The following is a 19,239-nucleotide window of genomic DNA, read 5'->3' on the forward strand; positions in this document are numbered from 1 at the left end:
TTTATTGGCTGTTCAACGCCGGGCTGGGGGTTTCCCTGCCGCCGCTGGTCAATGCCTGGATCTGATCCAGGCCAAAGGAGATCGACCGCGTGGACATTCTTGCAAACCTGGCCATGGGATTTTCCGCAGCGCTGACGCCGATCAATCTGATGTGGGGGTTTGTCGGTTGTTTGCTCGGCACTGCCATTGGCGTTCTGCCGGGGATCGGGCCGGCGCTGACCGTGGCGTTGCTGCTGCCGATCACCGCCAAGGTCGATCCGACCGGTGCGCTGATCATGTTTGCCGGGATTTACTACGGCGCGCAATTCGGCGGGTCGACCACCTCGATTCTGCTCAATACCCCCGGTGAGTCATCGTCCATGGTCACGGCGCTGGAGGGCAACCTCATGGCGCGCAATGGCCGTGCTGGACCGGCCCTGGCCACCGCGGCGATTGGCTCATTCGTCGCGGGTACGATCGCGACGATCCTGTTGACGCTGTTCGCACCGCTGGTGGCCAGGCTGGCGCTGAATTTTGGCCCGGCCGAGTATTTCGCGATCCTGGTGCTGTCGTTCACCACGGTGTCGGCAGTGCTCGGCGCGTCAATGTTGCGCGGCTTTGCGTCGCTGGGGATCGGATTGACCATCGGCATGATCGGCCTCGACTCAACCTCGGGCATCGCCCGCTACACCCTGGGCGTTCCCGAGTTGGTCGACGGCATTGAAGTGGTGCTGGTGGCAGTCGGTTTGTTTGCCGTCGGCGAGGCGTTGTACAGCCTGCTTTATCAATCGGAACAAGCAGAAGGGCGGCATCGCCTGACGTCGTTGTGGATGACCCGCGCCGACTGGAAACGCTCGGTGCCTGCCTGGCTGCGAGGCACGTTTATCGGCTTCCCGTTCGGCTCGATTCCGGCCGGTGGCGCGGAGATTCCGACGTTCCTGTCCTATTCCACCGAACGCAAACTCAGCAAGTACCCGAAAGAGTTTTCCGCCAACAAAGGCCAGGGCGCCATCGAAGGTGTGGCCGGCCCGGAAGCGGCCAACAACGCCAGTGCCACGGGCTCGCTGGTGCCGTTGCTGACCCTGGGCATTCCCACGTCGGCGACGGCGGCAATCCTGTTGGCGGCGTTCCAGAACTACAATCTGCAACCGGGGCCGATGCTGTTTGAAACCTCCGCCGACCTGGTCTGGACCCTGGTGGCTTCGCTGTATATCGGCAACGTCATCCTGCTGGTGCTGAACCTGCCGCTGGTGGGGCTGTGGGTCAAATTGCTGCAGATTCCCCGACCGTACCTGAACGCCGGGATTCTGGTCTTCGCCACCATCGGCGTGTACGGCATGCGCCATTCGTCTTTCGACTTGCTGCTGATGTTGGCTATCGGCTGGGCCGGTGTGCTGATGCGGCGCTTCGATTTCCCGGTGGCGCCAGTGATTGTCGGCATGCTCCTGGGGCCAATGGCCGAAAAGCAACTGCGCAACGCCTTGTCCATCAGCGAGGGCGACTGGACGATATTTTTCACCCAGCCGATCTCGGCGTTTTTCATGGCCCTGACATTGTTGGTGCTGCTGGTGCCGTACCTGCTGCATAAACGTGGCATCAAGCTGCACGAAGACGATTGATGCTGTGAATGTAGGAGCGGGCTTGCCCGCGATGGCGGTGTGTCAGTTACATCAATACTGAATGTGCCGACGTCATCGCGAGCAGGCTTGCTCCTACAATTTTGCGGTCTGCTCGGCGAACCACTGCATCACCTGCGCGCACGCTGGGTGCGACGCCGCGGAGGGTTGCAGGCACAGCGCGTAGATTCCCCGGGTCTTCAGCGGCTCCCCGAACGGAATGACCAGCACGCCGCGTTCAATCGATTCGCCCGCCAGGGTCAGGTCGGTCATGGCCACACCCAGGCCTCGCGCTGCGGCGTCCAGCGCCAGTTCGTCGAGGTTGAACGGGATATGCCGAAAGTCCTCCAGTGACTCTCCGCCATTGGCTGACAACCACAGTCGCCAATCATTTTTGTCGCTCGAACGGTGCAGCAACGCGAAGCGCGCAAGATCCTCCTGCGAGTTCAGCGCCAGGCCGGGGGCGCACACTGGCACCAGCGCTTCCTCGAACAGCGCCAGGCATTGCGCGGCGCCAGACGGCTCGGGCAAATAAAGGATGTACGCGTCGCTGTCGCTGGCAGGCTCGACGACTTCCGTGGCCACGGTCTCTATCGCCAGCGATACCTCTGGATGGTGGCGATAGAAATCACTCAGCCTGGGCAGCAACCAACGCACGGCCAGTGACACATGCAGGCGGATACGGAACGGGCGTTTGCGCGGTGCGATCCGTTCCTCCAGGGTCTTGAGCTGCTCGAGTATTTGCCGGGCGCTAGCCAGCACCTGCTCGCCTTCGGCGGTCAATCGAAGGCTGCGGCTGGTCCTGACGAACATCGGCACCCCGAAATGGCTTTCCAGTTGCTGGATTTTCCGGCTTACAGCGCTTTGGGTCAGGCACAGCGTTTGCGCAGCACTGGTGAAGCTGCCGGAATCGGCGACTTCAACCAAAGCCTGCAAGCCTTGCAACGAAGGAACGTGGCGAATGTTATCCATGCGTTTAGGGTATACCTGAATGATTTAATAACGTTGGTTGTCGCGATCAAGTCCCTTTAGATTCTAGTCATAGCGACCTTCTTCTGAAACAACTCATGCATTAATGGCATGAAGTCGTGCAGGACGGTCCGCAGCCGACAGTCAACGAGGTGACGCATGGAAAATAGATGTGGCTGGATTGCGCAAGCGGGGGATTCGCCGCGGCGTGAGCCTTTGAATGGCACGCAACACGCCGACTGGCTGATCATCGGCGCTGGCATCACCGGCCTGTGCGCCGCACATTCACTGGCTGAAATGCATCCTCTGGCGCGCATTGTGGTGGTCGACAGACAACGCGCTGCGCAAGGGGCATCGGCGCGAAACTCGGGGTTTGTGGTGGCCCACGAACATCCCGCCAAGGCGGAATTGCAAGGCAACTCGGGGTTCGCCGATTTTCAGGTCGACACAACGATTTCCCGCGCCGCCAGCGACGAGGTGCGCAAACGCATTGCCCGGCACGCGATCGACTGCGATTTCCGTGAGTCAGGTTATTTTTTCGCCGTCAACGATCCGCGCAAGTTGACCGATGTCGAGGCCAAGTTGCAGACGCTGCGTGCCGTGGGTGCCAGCGCGCAATTTCTGCACGGTGATCAACTGATTCAGAAGCTGGGAACCCGGCATTACCAGGCGGCGATCTGGTGCGGTAATGGCAACGCGTTGCTGCAACCGGCGAAGTACGTTAAGGGTTTACTCGATGCCTTGCCGGAAACCGTGACGCTGTTCGAAAACACCGAAATCAGTGGGCTGCAACGCCTGAGCAGCGGGCGTATTCGGGCCAGCGGCAGCAACGGCTGCGTCGCGGCGAAACAGGTGCTGGTCTGCCTGAACGCTTTCATCCCTCGTTCAGGCATCAGCGACAGCGGCACCTTCGCGATGGAGCTAAGTGCCAGCCTCACCCGGCCGCTCAGCGATGAAGAGTTTCAAGCCCTTGGCACCGTGGAGCCTTGGGGCGTGCTGTCGACCCGGCCATTGGGTGCCACGGTGCGCCTGACGCCGGATCGGCGCGTGATGATCCGCAACACCGCGGAATACCGCAGCCAGGACTTGTCTCTCGCGCAACTGGCGACCCGCCGCAAGCACCATGTGCTGGGTTTGCAACGACGCTTTCCGATGTTGGGCGAGCAGGACATCCAGTACACCTGGACGGGCCACCTCAGCGCTTCACGTTCCGGGCAGCCGTACTTCGCCAAAGTCGAGGAGGGCGTGTTTGCCGTGGCCGGGTGCAATGGCTCCGGTGTCGCACGAGGCACGCTGTGGGGACGCTTGCTTGCAGAGTTGGCGTCCGGCGCCAGTTCGCCGCTGCTGCAATCGGTCATGCAGCGTGCCCAGCCCGGCTGGCTGCCGCCCAAACCATTTCTCGACATCGGTGCCATGCTGCGTATGCGCGTAGAGGCGTCCCGGGCCAGAACTGAAATCTAGAACACCGCCTTTCACTCTCAACAAAAGCACTTCAACACCAAGGTGATCGAACATGCGCGTCAAAACACTGTCCCTGGCCGCTCTGCTCTCGACGTTCTGTGCAGCCGCTTACGCTGACGAAACCCTGAACATTTCCAACTGGAACGGCTACATCGCCGATGACACCCTGACCAATTTCACCAAGGAAACCGGGATCAAGGCGACTTACGATATCCATGACAGCAACGAAGTGCTGGAATCGAAGTTGATGACCGGCAACACCGGTTATGACGTGGTCAGCCCGTCGAACCATTTTCTGTCACGCCTGATCAAGGCTGGAGCGATCCAGAAGCTCGACAAGAGCCAATTGCCCGGCTGGCAAAACCTCGATCCTGTGTTGATGAAAAAACTCGAGGTCAACGATCCCGGCAACCAGTACGGCTACCCCTACATGTGGGGCACTGCCGGCATCGGCTACAACGTCGAGAAGATCAAGGCGATCTTCGGCAACACCGACGTTACCCGTTCCTGGAGCCTGTTTTTCGAAGAGGCCAACATCAAGAAACTCAGTGAGTGTGGCGTAGCGATCATCGATAATCCGACGCAGGTGTTGCCGATCACGCTCAACTACCTGGGCCTGCCACCCCACAGCCACGAACCGGCGGATTACAAGAAAGCTGAACAGGCGTTGCTGAAGATTCGTCCGTACGTCCAGTATTTCCATGCCTCCAAGTACATCAGCGACCTGGCAAACGGCAACGTCTGCGCGGTGATCGGGTTCAACGGCGATATCGTCCAGGCGGCGGCGAGTGCCAAGGAAGCCAAGAACGGCATCAACATTGCCTATTCGATCCCGGATGAAGGCTCCACCTTGTGGTTCGACATGGTGGTGATGCCCAAAAGCGCACCCCACGAGAAAAACGGCTACACCTACATGAATTACCTGTTGCAGCCGCAAGTGATCGCCAACATCAGCAACAGCATCCATTACGCCAATCCCAACAGTGCAGCAGATGCCTATGTGGTGCCGGCGGTGAAGCAGGACCTGGCGATCTACCCGTCCAAAGCGGTGATGGACAAGTTATTTACCGTGGAAGATTTGCCGGCATCTATCGCCCGTTTGACCACGCGTCTGTGGACCAAACTGAAAACCAATACCTGACAGGTCCCGGCTCAATGTAGGAGCGAGCCTGCTCGCGATGGGCTCAAGGACAATACGTTTATTCAGACAGCGCGCATTATCGTTAACGTCCATCGCGAGCAGGCTCGCTCCCACAGGGGGGTGTGTTCATGCCAGCATTGACATCAACCCTCCCTGGCGATCCAGCTTGGCCAGGTCATCGAAACCACCGATATGCGTGTCGCCGATAAAAATCTGCGGCACGCTGCGCCGGCCGCTTCGGCTGAGCATTTCTTCAAACTTTCCCGGTTCGCGCTGGACATTGATCTCTTGCATCGTCGCGCCTTTGCCGGCCAGCAGTGATTTGGCGCTGCGGCAGTATGGGCAGGTGTCGGTGGTGTAAAGGGTCACGGTGTTCATGCTGGTTATCTCCGCAATGGGTTGATCAGGCGTCGATGGCCGGAAAGTCGATATCGGTCAATGCGACGTTGTTCAGGTAGTTGGTCAGCGTCTGCGAGGCCACATGGGCGACCACTTCGATGATCTTCGCGTCATTGATGCCTGCGGCTCTGGCAGAAGCGATCTGTTCGCTGGTGAGCTGGCCACGGCTTTCGGTAATCTGCTGGGCAAGCAGGGCGTAAGCGTCCAACTGACCGATTCGCGCACTGCGGATCTCCTGTTGGGTGAGCCCGGCCTTGCCGGCAAACACGGTGTGCGCCGCCAGGCAATAATCACAGCCGTTGACCTGCGAGGTGGCGAGGTAGATCGCTTCCTTTTCCGTGGCGCTCAATGAGGTTTTGCTCAGCGCCGCCGAGTTTTGCAGGTACGAGGCAAGGACGGCAGGCGCATGGGCCAGCACCTTGAAGACGTTGGGCAGGAAGCCGATTTTCTTTTGTACGCCTTCCAGCAATGGGCGGGTGGCGTCGGTAGCTTGTTCGAGGCTGACAGAGGCAATACGAGTCATGGTGATTCTCCGGGATTGAAGCGCGACATGCGCTGGGTACGGAGTCCATGCTAGTGATTCATGCTGGTCAATTGGCTGCAAATCGTCGACGATATGCGACAGATCGTCCAGAACAGCTTCGGGAGCTTCCCATGGATCGCCTTTCCACGTTGCTCAACCATTTCGGCGTCAACGCCGGCACCTTTCACAGCGGCACGTTTTGCGGCACGACGGCGTTCGATGGCAGCCAGGCGTGCGGCCATGTGCATCTGCTTCAGGCGGGCGAGTTATCGCTCAAACTGGCAGACGAACGAGAGCTGCACCTGCGCGAGCCAACGCTGATCTTTTTCCCGCGACCTTATCGTCACCGCTTGTTCGCCCCCGATTCCTTCGGCACGCAGTTGGTGTGTGCATCCCTGGATTTCGATGGCGGGGCTGGCAATGCCCTGGCCGCCGCGCTGCCGGATTTCCTGGTGCTGAAACTCGATGAAATCCCCACGTTGGCCAGCACCCTGCAATGGTTGTTCGATGAAGCCTTCGCCGGCACCTGCGGTCGGGAAGCGGTGATGGATCGACTGTTCGAACTGGTGGTGATCCTGTTGTTGCGCCACATCCTCAGCAGCCGCAATCAACAGCCGGGCATGATGGCCGGTCTTGCCGATCCACGCCTGGCGCGGTCCTTGAACCTTATGCATGAGTTTCCAGGCAAGCCCTGGAGCGTGGCCGAATTATCGGTGGCGGCCAACATGTCGCGAGCCAGCTTCGCCGAACATTTCAAGCGCGTGGTCGGCCAGGCTCCGGTGGATTATCTGGTGAGCTGGCGCATCAGCCTGGCGCAGAAACGCTTGCGCGAGGGCAAGCCCATTGCCCTGATCGCCGAAGAGGTTGGCTACGAAAGTCCATCGGCACTGGCCCGGGCGTTTCGCCGCAAGACCGGTGTCAGCCCCCGGGAATGGAGAGGGGAGACGCCATGATCCAATGCAAACGCGCAGGCGAACCTGCCAGGGGCGAAGACGGGCGACGGATATTGGTCGATCGAGAGTGGCCGCGACATTGCTCCAGGGATTCGTTGCCGCTGGACCAATGGTTGCCCGACGTCGCGCCTTCGATTGATTTGCACAAGGCATTTACCGCCGGTGAAGTGGATTTCGGCCAATTCAGCGCGGCCTATCGCCAGCAACTGATCGCTCGCCCGGAACACTGGTGGGCGCTTCTGGGATATGCACAAACCGGCACGCTCACGCTGGTTTTTGCCGCTCAAAACCTGCTGGAAAACCACGCCGTCGTACTCGCCCGATGGCTGGAGGACGAGCTGGATCGATACCAGGAGGCCAGCTCGCCGGTGTGCTATCGCGACGAGTTTCCGGGTTATTGAGACGTCGGCATTGGCCGCTGATCCAACCTGGATTTTATTCCTGAACCACCCACACGCTGCACGGCATCTTGTACAGCACGCGTTCGATGGTGCTGCCCACCAAGCGTTCCATGGCGCGGTGACCGGCGCGTCCCATGACGATCACGTCTGTTTCATAGGCCTGCGCATAGTTGCAAAGCACCTTGGCCGGATCGCCCAGGATCATGTGCTGACATTCCGGTTCAATACCGTTGCGCTGCGCAAGCTCGCGGAAGGCATCGGCTTGTGCATCGAACAATGTCTTGGCTTTGCTCGAAGAAAAAAACGCCGAGCCATTACTGAAGCCGAATTCATCTGCACTGATGGATGAAAGATCATGGGCGTAAACCACGTCGAGCTGCGCATTGCAGGTGATGGCCAGTTTGGACGCCTCACACAAGATCCTGTCGTTGAAACCCTTGTATTGGTCATCACTGTGAAAAGGGTCTACGGCAGCGACAATTTTGCGCGGCAATGCGTGATGCATATGGCTGACAAAATGCAGGGGGACCGGGCATTCGCGCAGCAGGTGAATATCCAGTGGGGTAAACATCAGGCGCGACAGCAGCGATTCGTGCTCCAGGGCTTTGATCAAGGCGGCCATCGGCTGCTCTTTGAGATGAATCAGGATCTCTTGCAACGGCCGCTCTACCCAGACCACTTCCGTGGTGACGTGCACACCGATCTTGCGCATGGGGCGTGCCTGGTCTTCAAGCCACTGGCGATGACGCTCGACATAACCCAGCCGCATCTGATCCAGCGCTTGTTCATTAACCATCCCGGCAGTCGCCAGCCCTTCGAGGTAATCGAACGCCACGATGTGCAATGCTGCTTGCGACGCTTTGGCCAATGCTGCAGCCCGGTCAAAGGCGGGACTGTTGTGCATCAGAGGTGGGACGACCAGCATGAAACGCGATTGATCAGCCATGACTGTACTCCGGTAGGTCATCGAACAGTGGTGTGCCGAAATGACTCCAGGTTCTTACAGGTATAGTCGGTGGATCACCTGACGACTGTCGTCGGGATCGTTGGATGTCTCGAATCCCAACGCCTTGGCCAGGTCGCGCATTGGCGCATTGCTGGCGGCGTCTACCGAATACATCTGCTGAAAGCCGTTATGGCGTGCGGCCTTGATCAAGTGTTCCATCAGTAAAGTGCCCAGCCCCAGGTGGGTCCATTCATCGGCGACCGTGACGGCGCATTCACACACCTGTTCGCTGGTGGCGGCGTAGCGGCTGATGCCGATCTCGACCAGCCGACCGTTGTCGTGGACCATGGCGATGTAGGCCACGCGTTGTTTGTTGTCGGTGTCCATCAACTGATCGAGCATCGCGGCGCTGGGCTCACTGATTTGCGCAAGAAAGCGCATGTGCCGGGATTCCGGAGACAGCCGTTTGATGAAGGCATATTCGCGGTCGCGGTCCTTTTCCGTCAGTGGCCGGATCAGCACGTGGCGACCATCCCTGAGTGCTTCGATCCAGTACTGGCTGTCCACCGCGGCGTAAGCGGCTGCGGCGCGGTCATTGTGGTCTTTGACGGTAAGCATGGGGTTAATCCTCCAGCGTTGTTCTTATAGGGCGGGCACGGCAAAAGCCTGTTTCATTCCTTTCTACGCCGCTGCCTGCCCTGGTATTTGATCTGGATCAAACATTCGATCAAAGGCTGTAGAGGTTCCCGCTTCGTCAAGGCACCGACATTGACGGCACTCACGTCACCAGCGACGTCACTCATCGAGTGACGTTTCTTCAGGTTTTTTAGGGGCTTAGCTCACCAGTACATACGGCATCTGTTCCCTCGCAGCCTTCAGGGTTCTTGCCCACCAGTTCAGCTGAACCAGCATTCGAGCCATGGGCAGCCGGGCTTGATCAGTCTGTCGTACGTGCCCGGCCTCATCGATCAGCGACCAGGGATCAGTGAAGGACACGTAATTGCTGATAGGTACCGCGTGCTGCGCGGACAGCACCTGGCGAAGGTGATCGATCGCACAAAGTCCACCCGATGCCCCGCCGTAGCCAATGAATGCCACTGGCCTTGCGTGCCAGCGAACCGACACCTGATCAATGAATGCTTTAATCCCGGAGTGATAAACATCGGACAGTTGCGATGTGATGAACAGAAATGCATCAGCATCGACCAAATGGCGAAGAGTTTCCTGTCGCTGTATCGCTGCCATCTTGTCAGGTTTGGCCATGAGGTCGGCAGGTCCCATAAACCAAGGCTCGAACTCGGCACGTTGCGCCAAAACATCAGAAACCCATTTCAGCAGCGCAGCGTCCAGACCTTCCTCATCCTTGGCGCCATGAATCACGATCAGTTTCATCTCGCTGTTCATCTCAACCTCCCACTGTAAATCCGCACGTCTTTGCTGAATTTCTCCTGCGCCTTTCAGGCTCTGGATTAGAGTATGAGTGGCAGCGCGGCAGATATAGCCGGTACTGGGGCATACAATTTGTGACGTGAATTCATATGAGACGGTTGGACATAAACTGCTTCGCCGAAATGAACGTGTTCGTCAGGGTCGTTGAAGATGGCGGTTATACGGCGGCCGCCAAGCATTGTGCGATGACCCCGTCAGCGGTCAGCAAGCTGGTCTCGAGGCTGGAAAACCGCTTGGGCACGCGTTTGCTCAATCGCTCGACAAGACGGCAATTGCTCACGCCTGAAGGGGCCGCGTTCTATGAACGCAGCGTGACTATCCTGGCGGCGCTCGATGAGGCCGAGCAGGAGGCCGCGGCGAGCTCCGAGCCGCAGGGAACCGTGCGGGTCAACTGCAACGTCGATATCGGGCGTTTGTATCTGCTGCCCCTGTTGCAGACATTTTTGCGGCTTCACCCTGGAGTCTCGGTGGAGGTTTTTCTCAGTGACGAGGTTGTCGACCTGATCAGCGCACGGGCTGACGTGGCCATCCGCAGCGGCCCGCTGAAAAGCTCCAATCTCGTGGCCAGGCGCTTGGGCGAGACGAGAGCCCTTGTCGTGGCATCACCGGCCTATCTTGCAGCTCGCGGCATACCGAAAACGCCAGCCGATCTTGCGGACCACACCTGTCTGGGGTTCACCTTCAGTCCACCGATGATGGAGTGGGGCTTCGTCAGCGCAGACGGCCAACCCATTCCGGTGGCCGTCGCCGGCAATGCACGGGCCAGTGACGGCAATGCAGTTCGCGATCTGGCAATTCTTGGGCTCGGCCTCGCGCGCGTTGGGTTTTGCCAGGTCGAGAAAGATCTGGCGGATGGCCGGCTTCTTTCGGTGCTAGAGGACTTCGTGCCCAGCGCAAAGACGGAAGTGCACGCGGTTTACGTCGGGCAAGGAGGGAAGTTGCCCACACGTGTCAGAGCCTTCATGGATTTTCTGGCGGCAAACCTGAAAATCCACTGATCGCATGGGAACAGGGCACCTCACGCTTGGCGGTAGGCGCTGGGCGTGACGCCGACTTCGCGACGAAAAACCTGGGAAAAATGGCTGGGGCTGGAATAACCGACTTCCAGCCCGACATCAATGATGCTGCGCTCGGTCTCGAGCAGTAGATGTCGCGCGCGACTCATGCGCAGGCGGATGAAATACTGCGACGGCGACAGCCCCGTGGCACGCTTGAACATCCGGCTGAAGTGGTAGTCGCTCAAGTCAGCGATTCGTGCCAAATGCGCAAGGCTGAAGTCATCGGCCAGGTGCTCGTTCATTGCATCGATAACGCGACGCAGCTTGTACGCTTGCAGAGCATTGCTGCGTCGGGTCGTACTGTGCGGATCGAGATAACGCCGTATCAGGTGAACGGTCAGCGCCTGAGCCAGGCTGTGTACGAACAACGGGCTGGGTTCGCGTTGCTCAATCAACTCGAGGCGTAACTGATTGAGCATGAAACTTATCCGTTCATCCCGGGCACCGGAGATATCCAGGAACGTCACTGCAACGCTGTGCTCGCCCAGAACATCACGGGCCGCCTGTTCAATCATGGGCAGGCCGAGATAAAGATGCATCACTTCGAAGGTGTCGCAGCCCAGGGTCTGCCAGCGCATCTCATAGGGTTCATTTGTATTGGTAAGAAAAAAGTCGCCAGCCTGCACCTCGACGGCTTTCCAAGCCCCACCGAGGGATCGCTCCTCGACCTTGGCCGAGCCTGTCAGGACCAATACCAGCAGGGGTTCGACCACGGCGGGCACGAGTATTGGCTCTACGGTGCTGTGATGGCTGAACAACTGCACCATCACATCCTGCATTTGCGGGAGCAGCGGCAATACCTGCGGCGTTCCCGGCAGATGCTGCGGCATCGATTCGGCCGCGATGCGAAGGGTATCAATCGGTGGCACGTCGTCATGTTCAGGCTGGCGCACACGAGGCTCCATTGAAAAAAGCGCTGAGGGGCTGGCATCAACAGGGTAACGCAACCTCGGTACCCATCGGCAATTGCGCAAGCTACCTCAGAAATTCAGATGTTGGCGCAAAACTCCAACAGCCACGGCAAGCCTGCGAAAGCCCGATTCTCCCGATTGCGCGACAGTGAGGCCGTCGATAACTACAGCGCCTCACGGGCGCCAGGCCGCCGAATATCTCGCCGGCTTGCAAGCAGGAGAGCACCATGACTCAGATCAATCACTGTATTCCCAACGAAGTCGAAGGCAAAGTCGCGCTGGTCACCGGCGCCGCCAGTGGCATCGGCAAGGCTATCGCACTGATGCTGCATGCGCGTGGCGCCAAGGTCATTGCTGAAGACATCAATCCCGCCGTCGAAGCACTCGCTCGTCCCGGGTTGGTGCCGCTGGTAGCCGACATCAGCAAAGACGGGGTTGCCGAGCGCGCCGTCGGATTGGCCGTCGAGACGTTCGGGCGACTGGACATTCTGGTCAACAACGCCGGGATTATCATCAACAAGCTGGTCATCGACATGACCCGCGAAGACTGGGAGCGCATCCAGGCAGTCAACGCAACCGCGGCCTTTTTGCATTGCCGCGAAGCAGTCAAGGCGATGATGCCCAACAAATCGGGAGCGATAGTCAATATCGCCTCTTATGCTTCCTATTTCGCCTTCCCGACCATTGCCGCTTACACCGCGTCCAAAGGCGCATTGGCCCAATTGACCCGCACGCTGGCGCTAGAGGCTATCGAGCATGGCATTCGCGTCAATGCCATCGGCGTCGGCGACGTTGTCACCAACATTCTTAACGACGTGGTAGAGGACGGTCCTGGCTTCCTGGCGAAGCACGGTGAAGCCGCTCCCATCGGACGTGCCGCGCAGCCGGAAGAAATTGCCGAAGTCGTGGCATTTCTCGCCTCGGACCGCGCAAGCTTCATTGTTGGCTCGGTGGTCATGGCGGATGGCGGCATGACCGTCACCGCTGGTTGATCGGCTGAACGGGCATTTGCGTTAAAGAGAGCAGCTTCTGGGCCGTTTTCTGCCGGTGGTGTCCGGCTGAGAACGGCCAGGAGCGAACTGCAAACGCGTGCTTTCTCTACGGCTGTTGCAAAGGCTGGATTGCAGCGCGCCGGGTGCCTGCGAACGCACTCGTGCCAAGCCAGCGCCACAAGTTTTCTGCGTCTTGCACGGCGCCGTCTACCCGCAATTCCTGTGACCGCAGAACCTCTTTTGGCGTGCGGTCGCCGGTCCACACCTCAGTCAATGCTCGTACGCTGGAGTCCACGACGAGCGTGAGTTCGCGTCCCGGATCGTCGCGACACAGATCTGCCACACCCTGTTCAACCACCAGCCACCACGCTTGCTCACCGGACCGCGCGTCGCGGAACCGGAAGTGAATGACCACCGACCGGGGCGGGAACATTTCGATGCGCGCAAAACGACGTATGTCCCACATCAGCAAGCCCGCGTCGAGTTCGTTATCGCGAAGGCGACTGCCTATCCAGCGCGCCCCCCAATGGCCCAGTGCCATGATGATGGGGCGCAAATCCTCGCCGGCCTCGGTCAGGCTGTATTCCCAGACGTTGCCTGCGGCCGTTCGATGCACGACACCGATATCTTCCAGGTGGCGCAGCCGCTGTGCCAGCAAGCTGGTGGACATGCGTGGCACGCCGCGGTGCAGTTCATTGAAGCGCTTGCTGCCGCATAGCAACTCGCGCACGACCAAAGGCGTCCAGCGTTCGCACAGTGCCTCGGCACCGCGTGCGACCGTACAGAACTGACCATAGCTTTCATCCATCGCCTGTCCCTCCGCTACTTCAACGCTTCAGATTCTGAACTAGCCGGGCGGTTTCCCGACGTGCACGCTGAAACCTGCCAAAGCCACGGTTTCAGGAGTACGTCATGACCAAGATAGCCATCATTCAGCGGCCGCCGGTGCTGCTCGATCGTAGCGCGACGATCGCCCGGGCCGTGCAATCGGTCCGCGAAGCTGCAGCGTCGGGAGCCTCGTTGATTGTTTTGCCCGAATCATTCATTCCAGGTTACCCGTCGTGGATCTGGCGGCTGGCGGCGGGAAAAGACGGGGCTCTAATGGGGCAGTTGCATACTCGCCTGTTGGCCAACGCGGTTGATATCGCGAGCGGCGACCTGAACGAACTGTGCGGGGCCGCTGTTGCTCACGCCGTGACAATCGTATGCGGCATCAATGAACGCGAACGCCGTAATGGAGGCGGCACGCTTTACAACAGCGTAGTCGTTATCGGAACCCATGGCGAAGTGCTCAACCGTCATCGCAAGTTGATGCCAACGAACCCCGAGCGCATGGTCCATGGTTTCGGCGATGCGTCAGGGTTGCGTACCGTCGATACACCCGTCGGTCGCATCGGTACGCTCATCTGCTGGGAAAACTACATGCCCCTGGCGCGCTATTCATTGTATTCCCAAGGCGTGGAAGTCTACGTTGCGCCAACCTACGACACTGGCGAGGGCTGGATCAGCACGATGCGGCACATTGCACTCGAAGGCCGTTGCTGGGTGCTCGGCAGTGGCAGCTTGCTGCGCGGCAACGACATTCCCGATGATTTTCCAGGTCGCCTGCAACTGTTTCCCGATCCGGATGAGTGGATCAACGACGGTGACTCGGTGGTGGTCAACCCTCAAGGCCGGATCACAGCCGGTCCGTTGCACCGGGAGGCGGGCATTCTGTATGCGGACATCGACACCTCACTCGTGGCGCCAGCGCGGCGGGCGCTCGACGTCAGCGGGCACTATGCGCGCCCCGACATTTTCGATCTGCAAGTGCGACGCACGCCGACGACGGCGGTGCGCTTCGTCGACGAGTGAAGCTGGCTAACCCTCAGGCAATCCGTCCCGACTTCGGCTGTACGTGCGTTAACTGATGAAGGAGTCATTCCATGAGCATTCAAAGGTCTTACAAAGGCAGTTGTTTTTGCGGCGCTGTCGAATTCACCGTCAGCGGTGAGCCGGCGGCAATGGGCTATTGCCATTGCGAGTCGTGTCGACAGTGGTCAGCCGCGCCGGTCAATGCCTTCACGCTGTGGAAACCCGAGGCGGTGCAAGTCACTCGGGGGGCTGACGACATTGGCACCTTCAACAAGACACCGCAGAGTTATCGCAAATGGTGCAGGCGTTGCGGCGGACACCTCTTCACCGAACACCCCGGGATGGGCCTCATCGATGTGTATGCCGCGGTCATCCCGGATCTCGCGTTTTCGCCAGGTGTTCACGTTCACTACCAAGAGGCCGCGCTGCGTATCAGGGATGGGGTGCCGAAGCTTAAGGATGTCCCAGGTGAATTGGGAGGATCAGGCATCAGCGTGGACGAATGAGGCTGGCAGCGGCGGGGTGCCGGCGCGCGATTTCCACCTTTCGCCATCGGCGGCAACCTGCCGACAACGCCATACCTTGACGTTGCAAACCCTCAAGGCGCCCGTTCAATGGCAGAATCTCCTTAACTTGACTGTTTTGGAGAACACCATGCTTCGTGTGTTTGAACGAAGGCTCGATCCCTTTCCGCCTGACGAGGTGCCACCGCCACCGGACGGCCTGGCTCGTTTCCTGTGGGCCTGTACGCGGGGAGCGCGTGGTTACATCCTTGCGCTGGCGCTGCTCGGTGCCGGTGTATCGATTTACGAAGCGTGGCTGTTTTCCTTCCTCGGCCAGGTCGTGGACCTGCTCTCGACCTGGCAGGCAGGCGGTGAGGCGGCTGCGCAGGAAAGTCGGGTGTTGTGGGGCATGGGTATTGTCATGGTAACCAGTGTCGGGCTGGTGGCGTTGCGCACCATGGTGCAGCACCAGATATTGGCAATTAACTTGCCGTTGCGGCTGCGCTGGGACTTCCATCGCCTGATGTTGCGGCAAAGCCTGTCGTTTTTTTCCGATGAGTTTTCCGGCCGCGTCACCACCAAGGTGATGCAGACCGCGCTAGCGGTACGAGACGTGCTCTTCACCCTGATCGAAATCGTCCCGGGTATCGGGGTGTATTTCATTGCGATCATCGCACTGGCCGGTGGCTTCGCGCTGAAACTCATGCTGCCATTCGTTGCCTGGGCTCTGCTGTTCGGCCTGGCCATGTGGTACTTCGTGCCTCGCCTGGGGAAAGTCGGGCAGGAACAGGCGAATGCGCGGTCAATGATGACCGGGCGTATCTCGGATGCGTACACGAACATCACTACGGTGAAACTGTTCTCCCATTCCAATCGTGAAGCGCACTTCGCGCGAGCGGCAATGGAGGATTTCAAGCAAACCGGCTTTCGCCAGATGCGCCTGGTCAGCCAGTTCGAGATCGTCAACCAGGCATTGGTGGTGGGGCTGATCATGGCCGCCGGCGGTTATGCCCTGTGGCTGTGGCACCAGGGTGACGTCGGCGCAGGTGCCGTGGCGGCAATCACTGCAATGGCGTTGCGGATCAATGGCATGTCGAACTGGATCATGTGGCAAATGACCTCGCTGTTCGAGAGCATCGGCACGGTACAGGACGGCATGGCGACGCTGACCCGCGGTCCCAAGGTCAAGGATGCACCGGATGCGGGTGTGCTGGTGACCACAGGCGGCGCGGTAACCTTCGATAAAGTGAGCTTCAACTACAATGGCGAGCGCCAGGTGCTCGATGGCCTGAGCCTGAACATTCGTCCGGGTGAAAAAATCGGCCTGGTCGGCCGCTCTGGCGCCGGCAAATCCACGCTTATCAACTTGCTGCTGCGCTTCTATGATGTCGACAGCGGTGAGATTCGCATCGACGGCCAGAACATTGCACACGTGACGCAAGACAGCCTGCGCAGCTCCATCGGCATGGTCACCCAGGACACTTCGCTGCTGCACCGTTCCATTCGCGACAACATTGCATACGGTCGTCCCGATGCGACCGACGCGCAAATCCGTGCCGCCGCGGCCAATGCCCAGGCCGATGAGTTCATCAGCCAACTGAGCGACCGGCAGGGCCATACCGGCTACGACACCCTGGTGGGTGAGCGCGGCATCAAGCTGTCCGGTGGCCAGCGTCAACGCGTCGCGATTGCCCGGGTGATGCTCAAGAACGCCCCGATCCTGCTGCTTGACGAGGCCACCAGCGCGCTGGACTCGGAAGTCGAAGTGGCCATTCAGGAAAGCCTCGATGAAATGATGCAGGGCAAAACCGTGATCGCCATCGCCCATCGGCTGTCCACCATTGCAGCCATGGACCGCCTGATCGTCATGGATGACGGACGCATCATCGAGCAGGGCACCCACACCGAGTTACTCGCGAAGAACGGCATCTATGCGCGGCTCTGGCAGCATCAGAGTGGCGGGTTCCTGGGTGAGGACAAGGGCGTGGTCGAGGCAATGGATCAGGCGTGAGTGTGAAGGGGCAGGCAACGGGCGAGAGGGAGAGCTGCACGACGATTGCCAGACAGAGGAGGGCGAAGCCGAGCGGTGGAAGCAATGCCCGGTGTTTGCCTGTCGATGCCTTGCCCGTCTCTCAACGCCCCTGGTGCCTCTTACCGGCGAGCGACATTCATTTTATTTCTGTTCCAGGCACGAAGAGCTTACCGGGATCATCGACCTCCTTCAGGTCAATCAACGCTCGACAAATGCAGTGCGAGAACTGTTCCTGCAGCGTTTCGGGGTCGTTCCAGGCTATTTGCGATGCTTTCAGATGTTGTGCCTCGGACGATTTGTAGCAGACACAATTGTCGAGTCGGGTGACGCCATTATTTGTGCTCTGACAAGCCGTGGCCAGCAAACAGATCGCGATGAGCATTGCACAGCGTTTCATTGGCTCCCCTCCGAGTTGTAAACCCGACGCTAGAAGGTAGCTTAGCCGTCATTTACCATCGCTCCATCCACGGGCGGCTTCGGCCGATTGCCGCCTGTCTGTTCGAAGCGCGCGCCTCTGATACCGATAAACTTGACGACCTCAGATTGAACGCTGGTTCACGCGGGCCATGAGCTGTTCGGCGCTTTCCTTGCGTTCGGAGTAGCGATCCACCAGAAACCCCTGATGGTCACGCAGCAGCAGGGTGAATTTCACCAGTTCTTCCATCACGTCGACCACGCGGTCGTAGAACGCCGAGGGCTTCATTCGGCCGGCTTCGTCGAATTCCATAAAAGCCTTCGGCACCGAGGATTGATTGGGAATGGTGAACATGCGCATCCAGCGTCCCAGCACACGCAGCTGGTTGACTGCGTTGAAGGACTGCGAACCACCGCAGACTTGCATCACTGCCAGCGTCTTGCCCTGAGTCGGGCGAATGGCACCGAGGGCAAGGGGAATCCAGTCAATCTGTGCCTTGAATACAGCCGACATCGCGCCATGCCGCTCCGGCGAACACCAGACCTGACCTTGCGACCACAACACCAGATCGCGCAACTCCTGCACCTTGGGATGATCCACAGGTGCATCGTCGGGAAGCGGCAAACCGGAAGGATTGAAGATTCGGGTTTCTGCACCAAAGTGTTCCAGCAGGCGTGCGGCCTCTTCGACCAGCAGACGGCTGAACGAGCGCTCGCGGGTCGACCCGTACAACAACAGGATGCGTGGCTTGGGTTCGCCCGGACGAAAAGTGATGCCTGCGTCGTCGAACAGGGAGAGGTCAAGGTTAGGCAGTTGCTCAGACATGTTTCTTCCTGCTCAGAGAGCGCCGATTCGGTCCAGTTCGCGTTTGAGTTGATCGCGGCTGAGTTCATTGAAGGGCAGGGCGAGGAACGCCCTGCAGCGTTGCTCGATGTGCGCAAGCGTGGCGCGGAAAGCCGCGTCCACCGCCGCTTCGTCACCCACTACGTCGGAAGGATCTTCCAGGCCCCAATGGGCCTTCAGCGCCGGGCCGAAATACACCGGGCAACTTTCGCCTGCTGCCTTGTCGCAAACGGTAATGACGATATCCGGTGGGTTATCCTCAAAGGCATCATTGCCCTTGCTGCTCAATCCTTCGATGGAAATGGCGGACTGTTGTAGCGTGGTCAGGCTACGCGGCAGTACTTTGCCTTTGGGAAAGCTGCCGGAACTTACCGCTTCGAAACCCTGCGGTGCCAGGTGATTGAACATGGCTTCTGAAAGGATGCTGCGACAGCTGTTGGCCGTGCACATGAACAGAACTCGCATGGATTGCTCCCTCCGCATTTGCGGATATCGAAGACTCAAGCGCCGTGTCCGCGCCGAGAGGGTAATCAACAGAATCGCAAGTGTCAGCACTTTGAGGTCGTACCGACATATACGGGAAGTCAAATATACGGATATCCGTATGTGCGGGCAACTCATCCATGGGCGTCGGAGGGTATTGAAGACGCCATCGCGGGCAAGCCTTGCTCTACAGGTAGTGCGCAATCCCGTAGACGCAAGGCTGGCCCGCGATAGCCGTTACGCGATATCGCGCCGGATCAGAAGAAGCCCAGCGGATTGATGTCGTAGCTCACCAGCAGGTTTTTGGTCTG

At 59.3% G+C, this 19,239-nt stretch carries 21 protein-coding genes; 10 read left to right on the forward strand and 11 right to left on the reverse strand.

Going from position 1 to position 19,239, the window contains the following annotated elements; genetic code table 11:
• Positions 1-89: 89 nt before the first annotated feature.
• Positions 90-1,598, forward strand: a complete 1,509-nt coding sequence (locus D8V06_RS01970) for a tripartite tricarboxylate transporter permease (RefSeq protein WP_130930333.1) — start codon at positions 90-92, stop codon at positions 1,596-1,598.
• Positions 1,599-1,691: 93 nt separating this feature from the next.
• Here D8V06_RS01970 and D8V06_RS01975 read toward each other — a convergent pair whose 3' ends face one another.
• Positions 1,692-2,567: a LysR substrate-binding domain-containing protein gene (locus D8V06_RS01975; RefSeq protein WP_130903652.1), complete on the reverse strand. Its 876-nt coding sequence runs from the start codon at positions 2,565-2,567 to the stop codon at positions 1,692-1,694.
• Between the two features lie 156 nt (positions 2,568-2,723).
• Here D8V06_RS01975 and D8V06_RS01980 point away from each other — a divergent pair, with 156 nt between their 5' ends.
• A complete protein-coding gene (locus tag D8V06_RS01980) occupies positions 2,724-4,025 on the forward strand; it encodes an FAD-binding oxidoreductase (protein WP_130907918.1) in 1,302 nt (433 codons plus the stop codon).
• Positions 4,026-4,077: 52 nt separating this feature from the next.
• Positions 4,078-5,166 (forward strand): polyamine ABC transporter substrate-binding protein, encoded by a 1,089-nt coding sequence (locus D8V06_RS01985; RefSeq protein WP_130907917.1) that lies wholly within the window; start codon positions 4,078-4,080, stop codon positions 5,164-5,166.
• Positions 5,167-5,292: 126 nt separating this feature from the next.
• Here the strand turns inward: D8V06_RS01985 and grxC are convergent, their stop codons facing one another.
• Positions 5,293-5,544 carry a glutaredoxin 3 gene (gene grxC, locus D8V06_RS01990; RefSeq protein WP_056853743.1) on the reverse strand — a complete coding sequence of 84 codons (252 nt, stop codon included), beginning with the start codon at positions 5,542-5,544 and terminating at the stop codon, positions 5,293-5,295.
• 25 nt (positions 5,545-5,569) lie between these two features.
• Positions 5,570-6,088, reverse strand: a complete 519-nt coding sequence (locus D8V06_RS01995; RefSeq protein WP_056853742.1) for a carboxymuconolactone decarboxylase family protein — start codon at positions 6,086-6,088, stop codon at positions 5,570-5,572.
• Positions 6,089-6,219: 131 nt separating this feature from the next.
• On the opposite strand from D8V06_RS01995, the gene D8V06_RS02000 reads away from it, so the two are divergent.
• Together D8V06_RS02000 and D8V06_RS02005 are read left to right on the forward strand one after the other, a co-directional pair.
• Entirely contained in the window at positions 6,220-7,041 is an 822-nt protein-coding gene (locus tag D8V06_RS02000) for an AraC family transcriptional regulator (protein ID WP_056853741.1), read from the forward strand.
• Entirely contained in the window at positions 7,038-7,442 is a 405-nt protein-coding gene (locus D8V06_RS02005) for a DUF488 family protein (RefSeq protein ID WP_130903649.1), read from the forward strand. Before D8V06_RS02000 ends, D8V06_RS02005 begins: the two co-directional genes overlap by 4 nt.
• Positions 7,443-7,476: 34 nt before the next feature.
• On the opposite strand, the gene D8V06_RS02010 is transcribed toward D8V06_RS02005, so the two are convergent.
• From D8V06_RS02010 to D8V06_RS02020, 3 genes are all read right to left on the reverse strand, one after another.
• Positions 7,477-8,388, reverse strand: a complete 912-nt coding sequence (locus D8V06_RS02010; RefSeq protein WP_130930334.1) for a universal stress protein — start codon at positions 8,386-8,388, stop codon at positions 7,477-7,479.
• A gap of 54 nt (positions 8,389-8,442) precedes the next feature.
• Positions 8,443-9,006, reverse strand: coding sequence for a GNAT family N-acetyltransferase (locus tag D8V06_RS02015; protein ID WP_056853738.1), 564 nt, complete (start codon positions 9,004-9,006; stop codon positions 8,443-8,445).
• 216 nt (positions 9,007-9,222) lie between these two features.
• Positions 9,223-9,792 carry an NAD(P)H-dependent oxidoreductase gene (locus tag D8V06_RS02020; RefSeq protein ID WP_130930335.1) on the reverse strand — a complete coding sequence of 190 codons (570 nt, stop codon included), beginning with the start codon at positions 9,790-9,792 and terminating at the stop codon, positions 9,223-9,225.
• Positions 9,793-9,926: 134 nt separating this feature from the next.
• On the opposite strand from D8V06_RS02020, the gene D8V06_RS02025 reads away from it, so the two are divergent.
• Entirely contained in the window at positions 9,927-10,835 is a 909-nt protein-coding gene (locus D8V06_RS02025; protein ID WP_130930336.1) for a LysR family transcriptional regulator, read from the forward strand.
• A 20-nt stretch (positions 10,836-10,855) separates the two neighbouring features.
• Here the strand turns inward: D8V06_RS02025 and D8V06_RS02030 are convergent, their stop codons facing one another.
• Positions 10,856-11,800 carry a helix-turn-helix domain-containing protein gene (locus D8V06_RS02030; RefSeq protein WP_130930337.1) on the reverse strand — a complete coding sequence of 315 codons (945 nt, stop codon included), beginning with the start codon at positions 11,798-11,800 and terminating at the stop codon, positions 10,856-10,858.
• Between the two features lie 233 nt (positions 11,801-12,033).
• Here D8V06_RS02030 and D8V06_RS02035 point away from each other — a divergent pair, with 233 nt between their 5' ends.
• A complete protein-coding gene (locus tag D8V06_RS02035) occupies positions 12,034-12,798 on the forward strand; it encodes an SDR family oxidoreductase (RefSeq protein WP_130930338.1) in 765 nt (254 codons plus the stop codon).
• 106 nt (positions 12,799-12,904) lie between these two features.
• On the opposite strand, the gene D8V06_RS02040 is transcribed toward D8V06_RS02035, so the two are convergent.
• Positions 12,905-13,606, reverse strand: coding sequence for a helix-turn-helix domain-containing protein (locus D8V06_RS02040; protein ID WP_056853733.1), 702 nt, complete (start codon positions 13,604-13,606; stop codon positions 12,905-12,907).
• A gap of 104 nt (positions 13,607-13,710) precedes the next feature.
• Between D8V06_RS02040 and D8V06_RS02045 the strand changes: the two genes are divergently transcribed.
• The 3 genes from D8V06_RS02045 to D8V06_RS02055 all read left to right on the forward strand — a co-directional run bounded on the left by D8V06_RS02045 (position 13,711) and on the right by D8V06_RS02055 (position 17,166).
• Positions 13,711-14,652 carry a carbon-nitrogen hydrolase family protein gene (locus tag D8V06_RS02045; RefSeq protein WP_130930339.1) on the forward strand — a complete coding sequence of 314 codons (942 nt, stop codon included), beginning with the start codon at positions 13,711-13,713 and terminating at the stop codon, positions 14,650-14,652.
• 71 nt (positions 14,653-14,723) lie between these two features.
• Positions 14,724-15,158, forward strand: a complete 435-nt coding sequence (locus tag D8V06_RS02050) for a GFA family protein (RefSeq protein ID WP_056853731.1) — start codon at positions 14,724-14,726, stop codon at positions 15,156-15,158.
• A gap of 148 nt (positions 15,159-15,306) precedes the next feature.
• Positions 15,307-17,166: an ABC transporter ATP-binding protein gene (locus tag D8V06_RS02055; protein ID WP_130930340.1), complete on the forward strand. Its 1,860-nt coding sequence runs from the start codon at positions 15,307-15,309 to the stop codon at positions 17,164-17,166.
• 157 nt (positions 17,167-17,323) lie between these two features.
• Here D8V06_RS02055 and D8V06_RS02060 read toward each other — a convergent pair whose 3' ends face one another.
• The 3 genes from D8V06_RS02060 to D8V06_RS02070 all read right to left on the reverse strand — a co-directional run bounded on the left by D8V06_RS02060 (position 17,324) and on the right by D8V06_RS02070 (position 18,910).
• Positions 17,324-17,584 (reverse strand): hypothetical protein, encoded by a 261-nt coding sequence (locus D8V06_RS02060; protein WP_056853729.1) that lies wholly within the window; start codon positions 17,582-17,584, stop codon positions 17,324-17,326.
• Positions 17,585-17,725: 141 nt separating this feature from the next.
• Complete coding sequence (gene arsH / locus D8V06_RS02065) at positions 17,726-18,427, reverse strand: arsenical resistance protein ArsH (protein WP_056853728.1); 702 nt, start codon at positions 18,425-18,427, stop codon at positions 17,726-17,728.
• 12 nt (positions 18,428-18,439) lie between these two features.
• On the reverse strand, positions 18,440-18,910 hold the full coding sequence (locus tag D8V06_RS02070; protein ID WP_130903644.1) for an arsenate reductase ArsC: 471 nt from the start codon (positions 18,908-18,910) through the stop codon (positions 18,440-18,442).
• Between the last annotated feature and the right edge of the window lie 329 nt (positions 18,911-19,239).

Source organism: Pseudomonas sp. Sample_24, from assembly GCF_004307605.1.
Lineage (GTDB): Bacteria > Pseudomonadota > Gammaproteobacteria > Pseudomonadales > Pseudomonadaceae > Aquipseudomonas.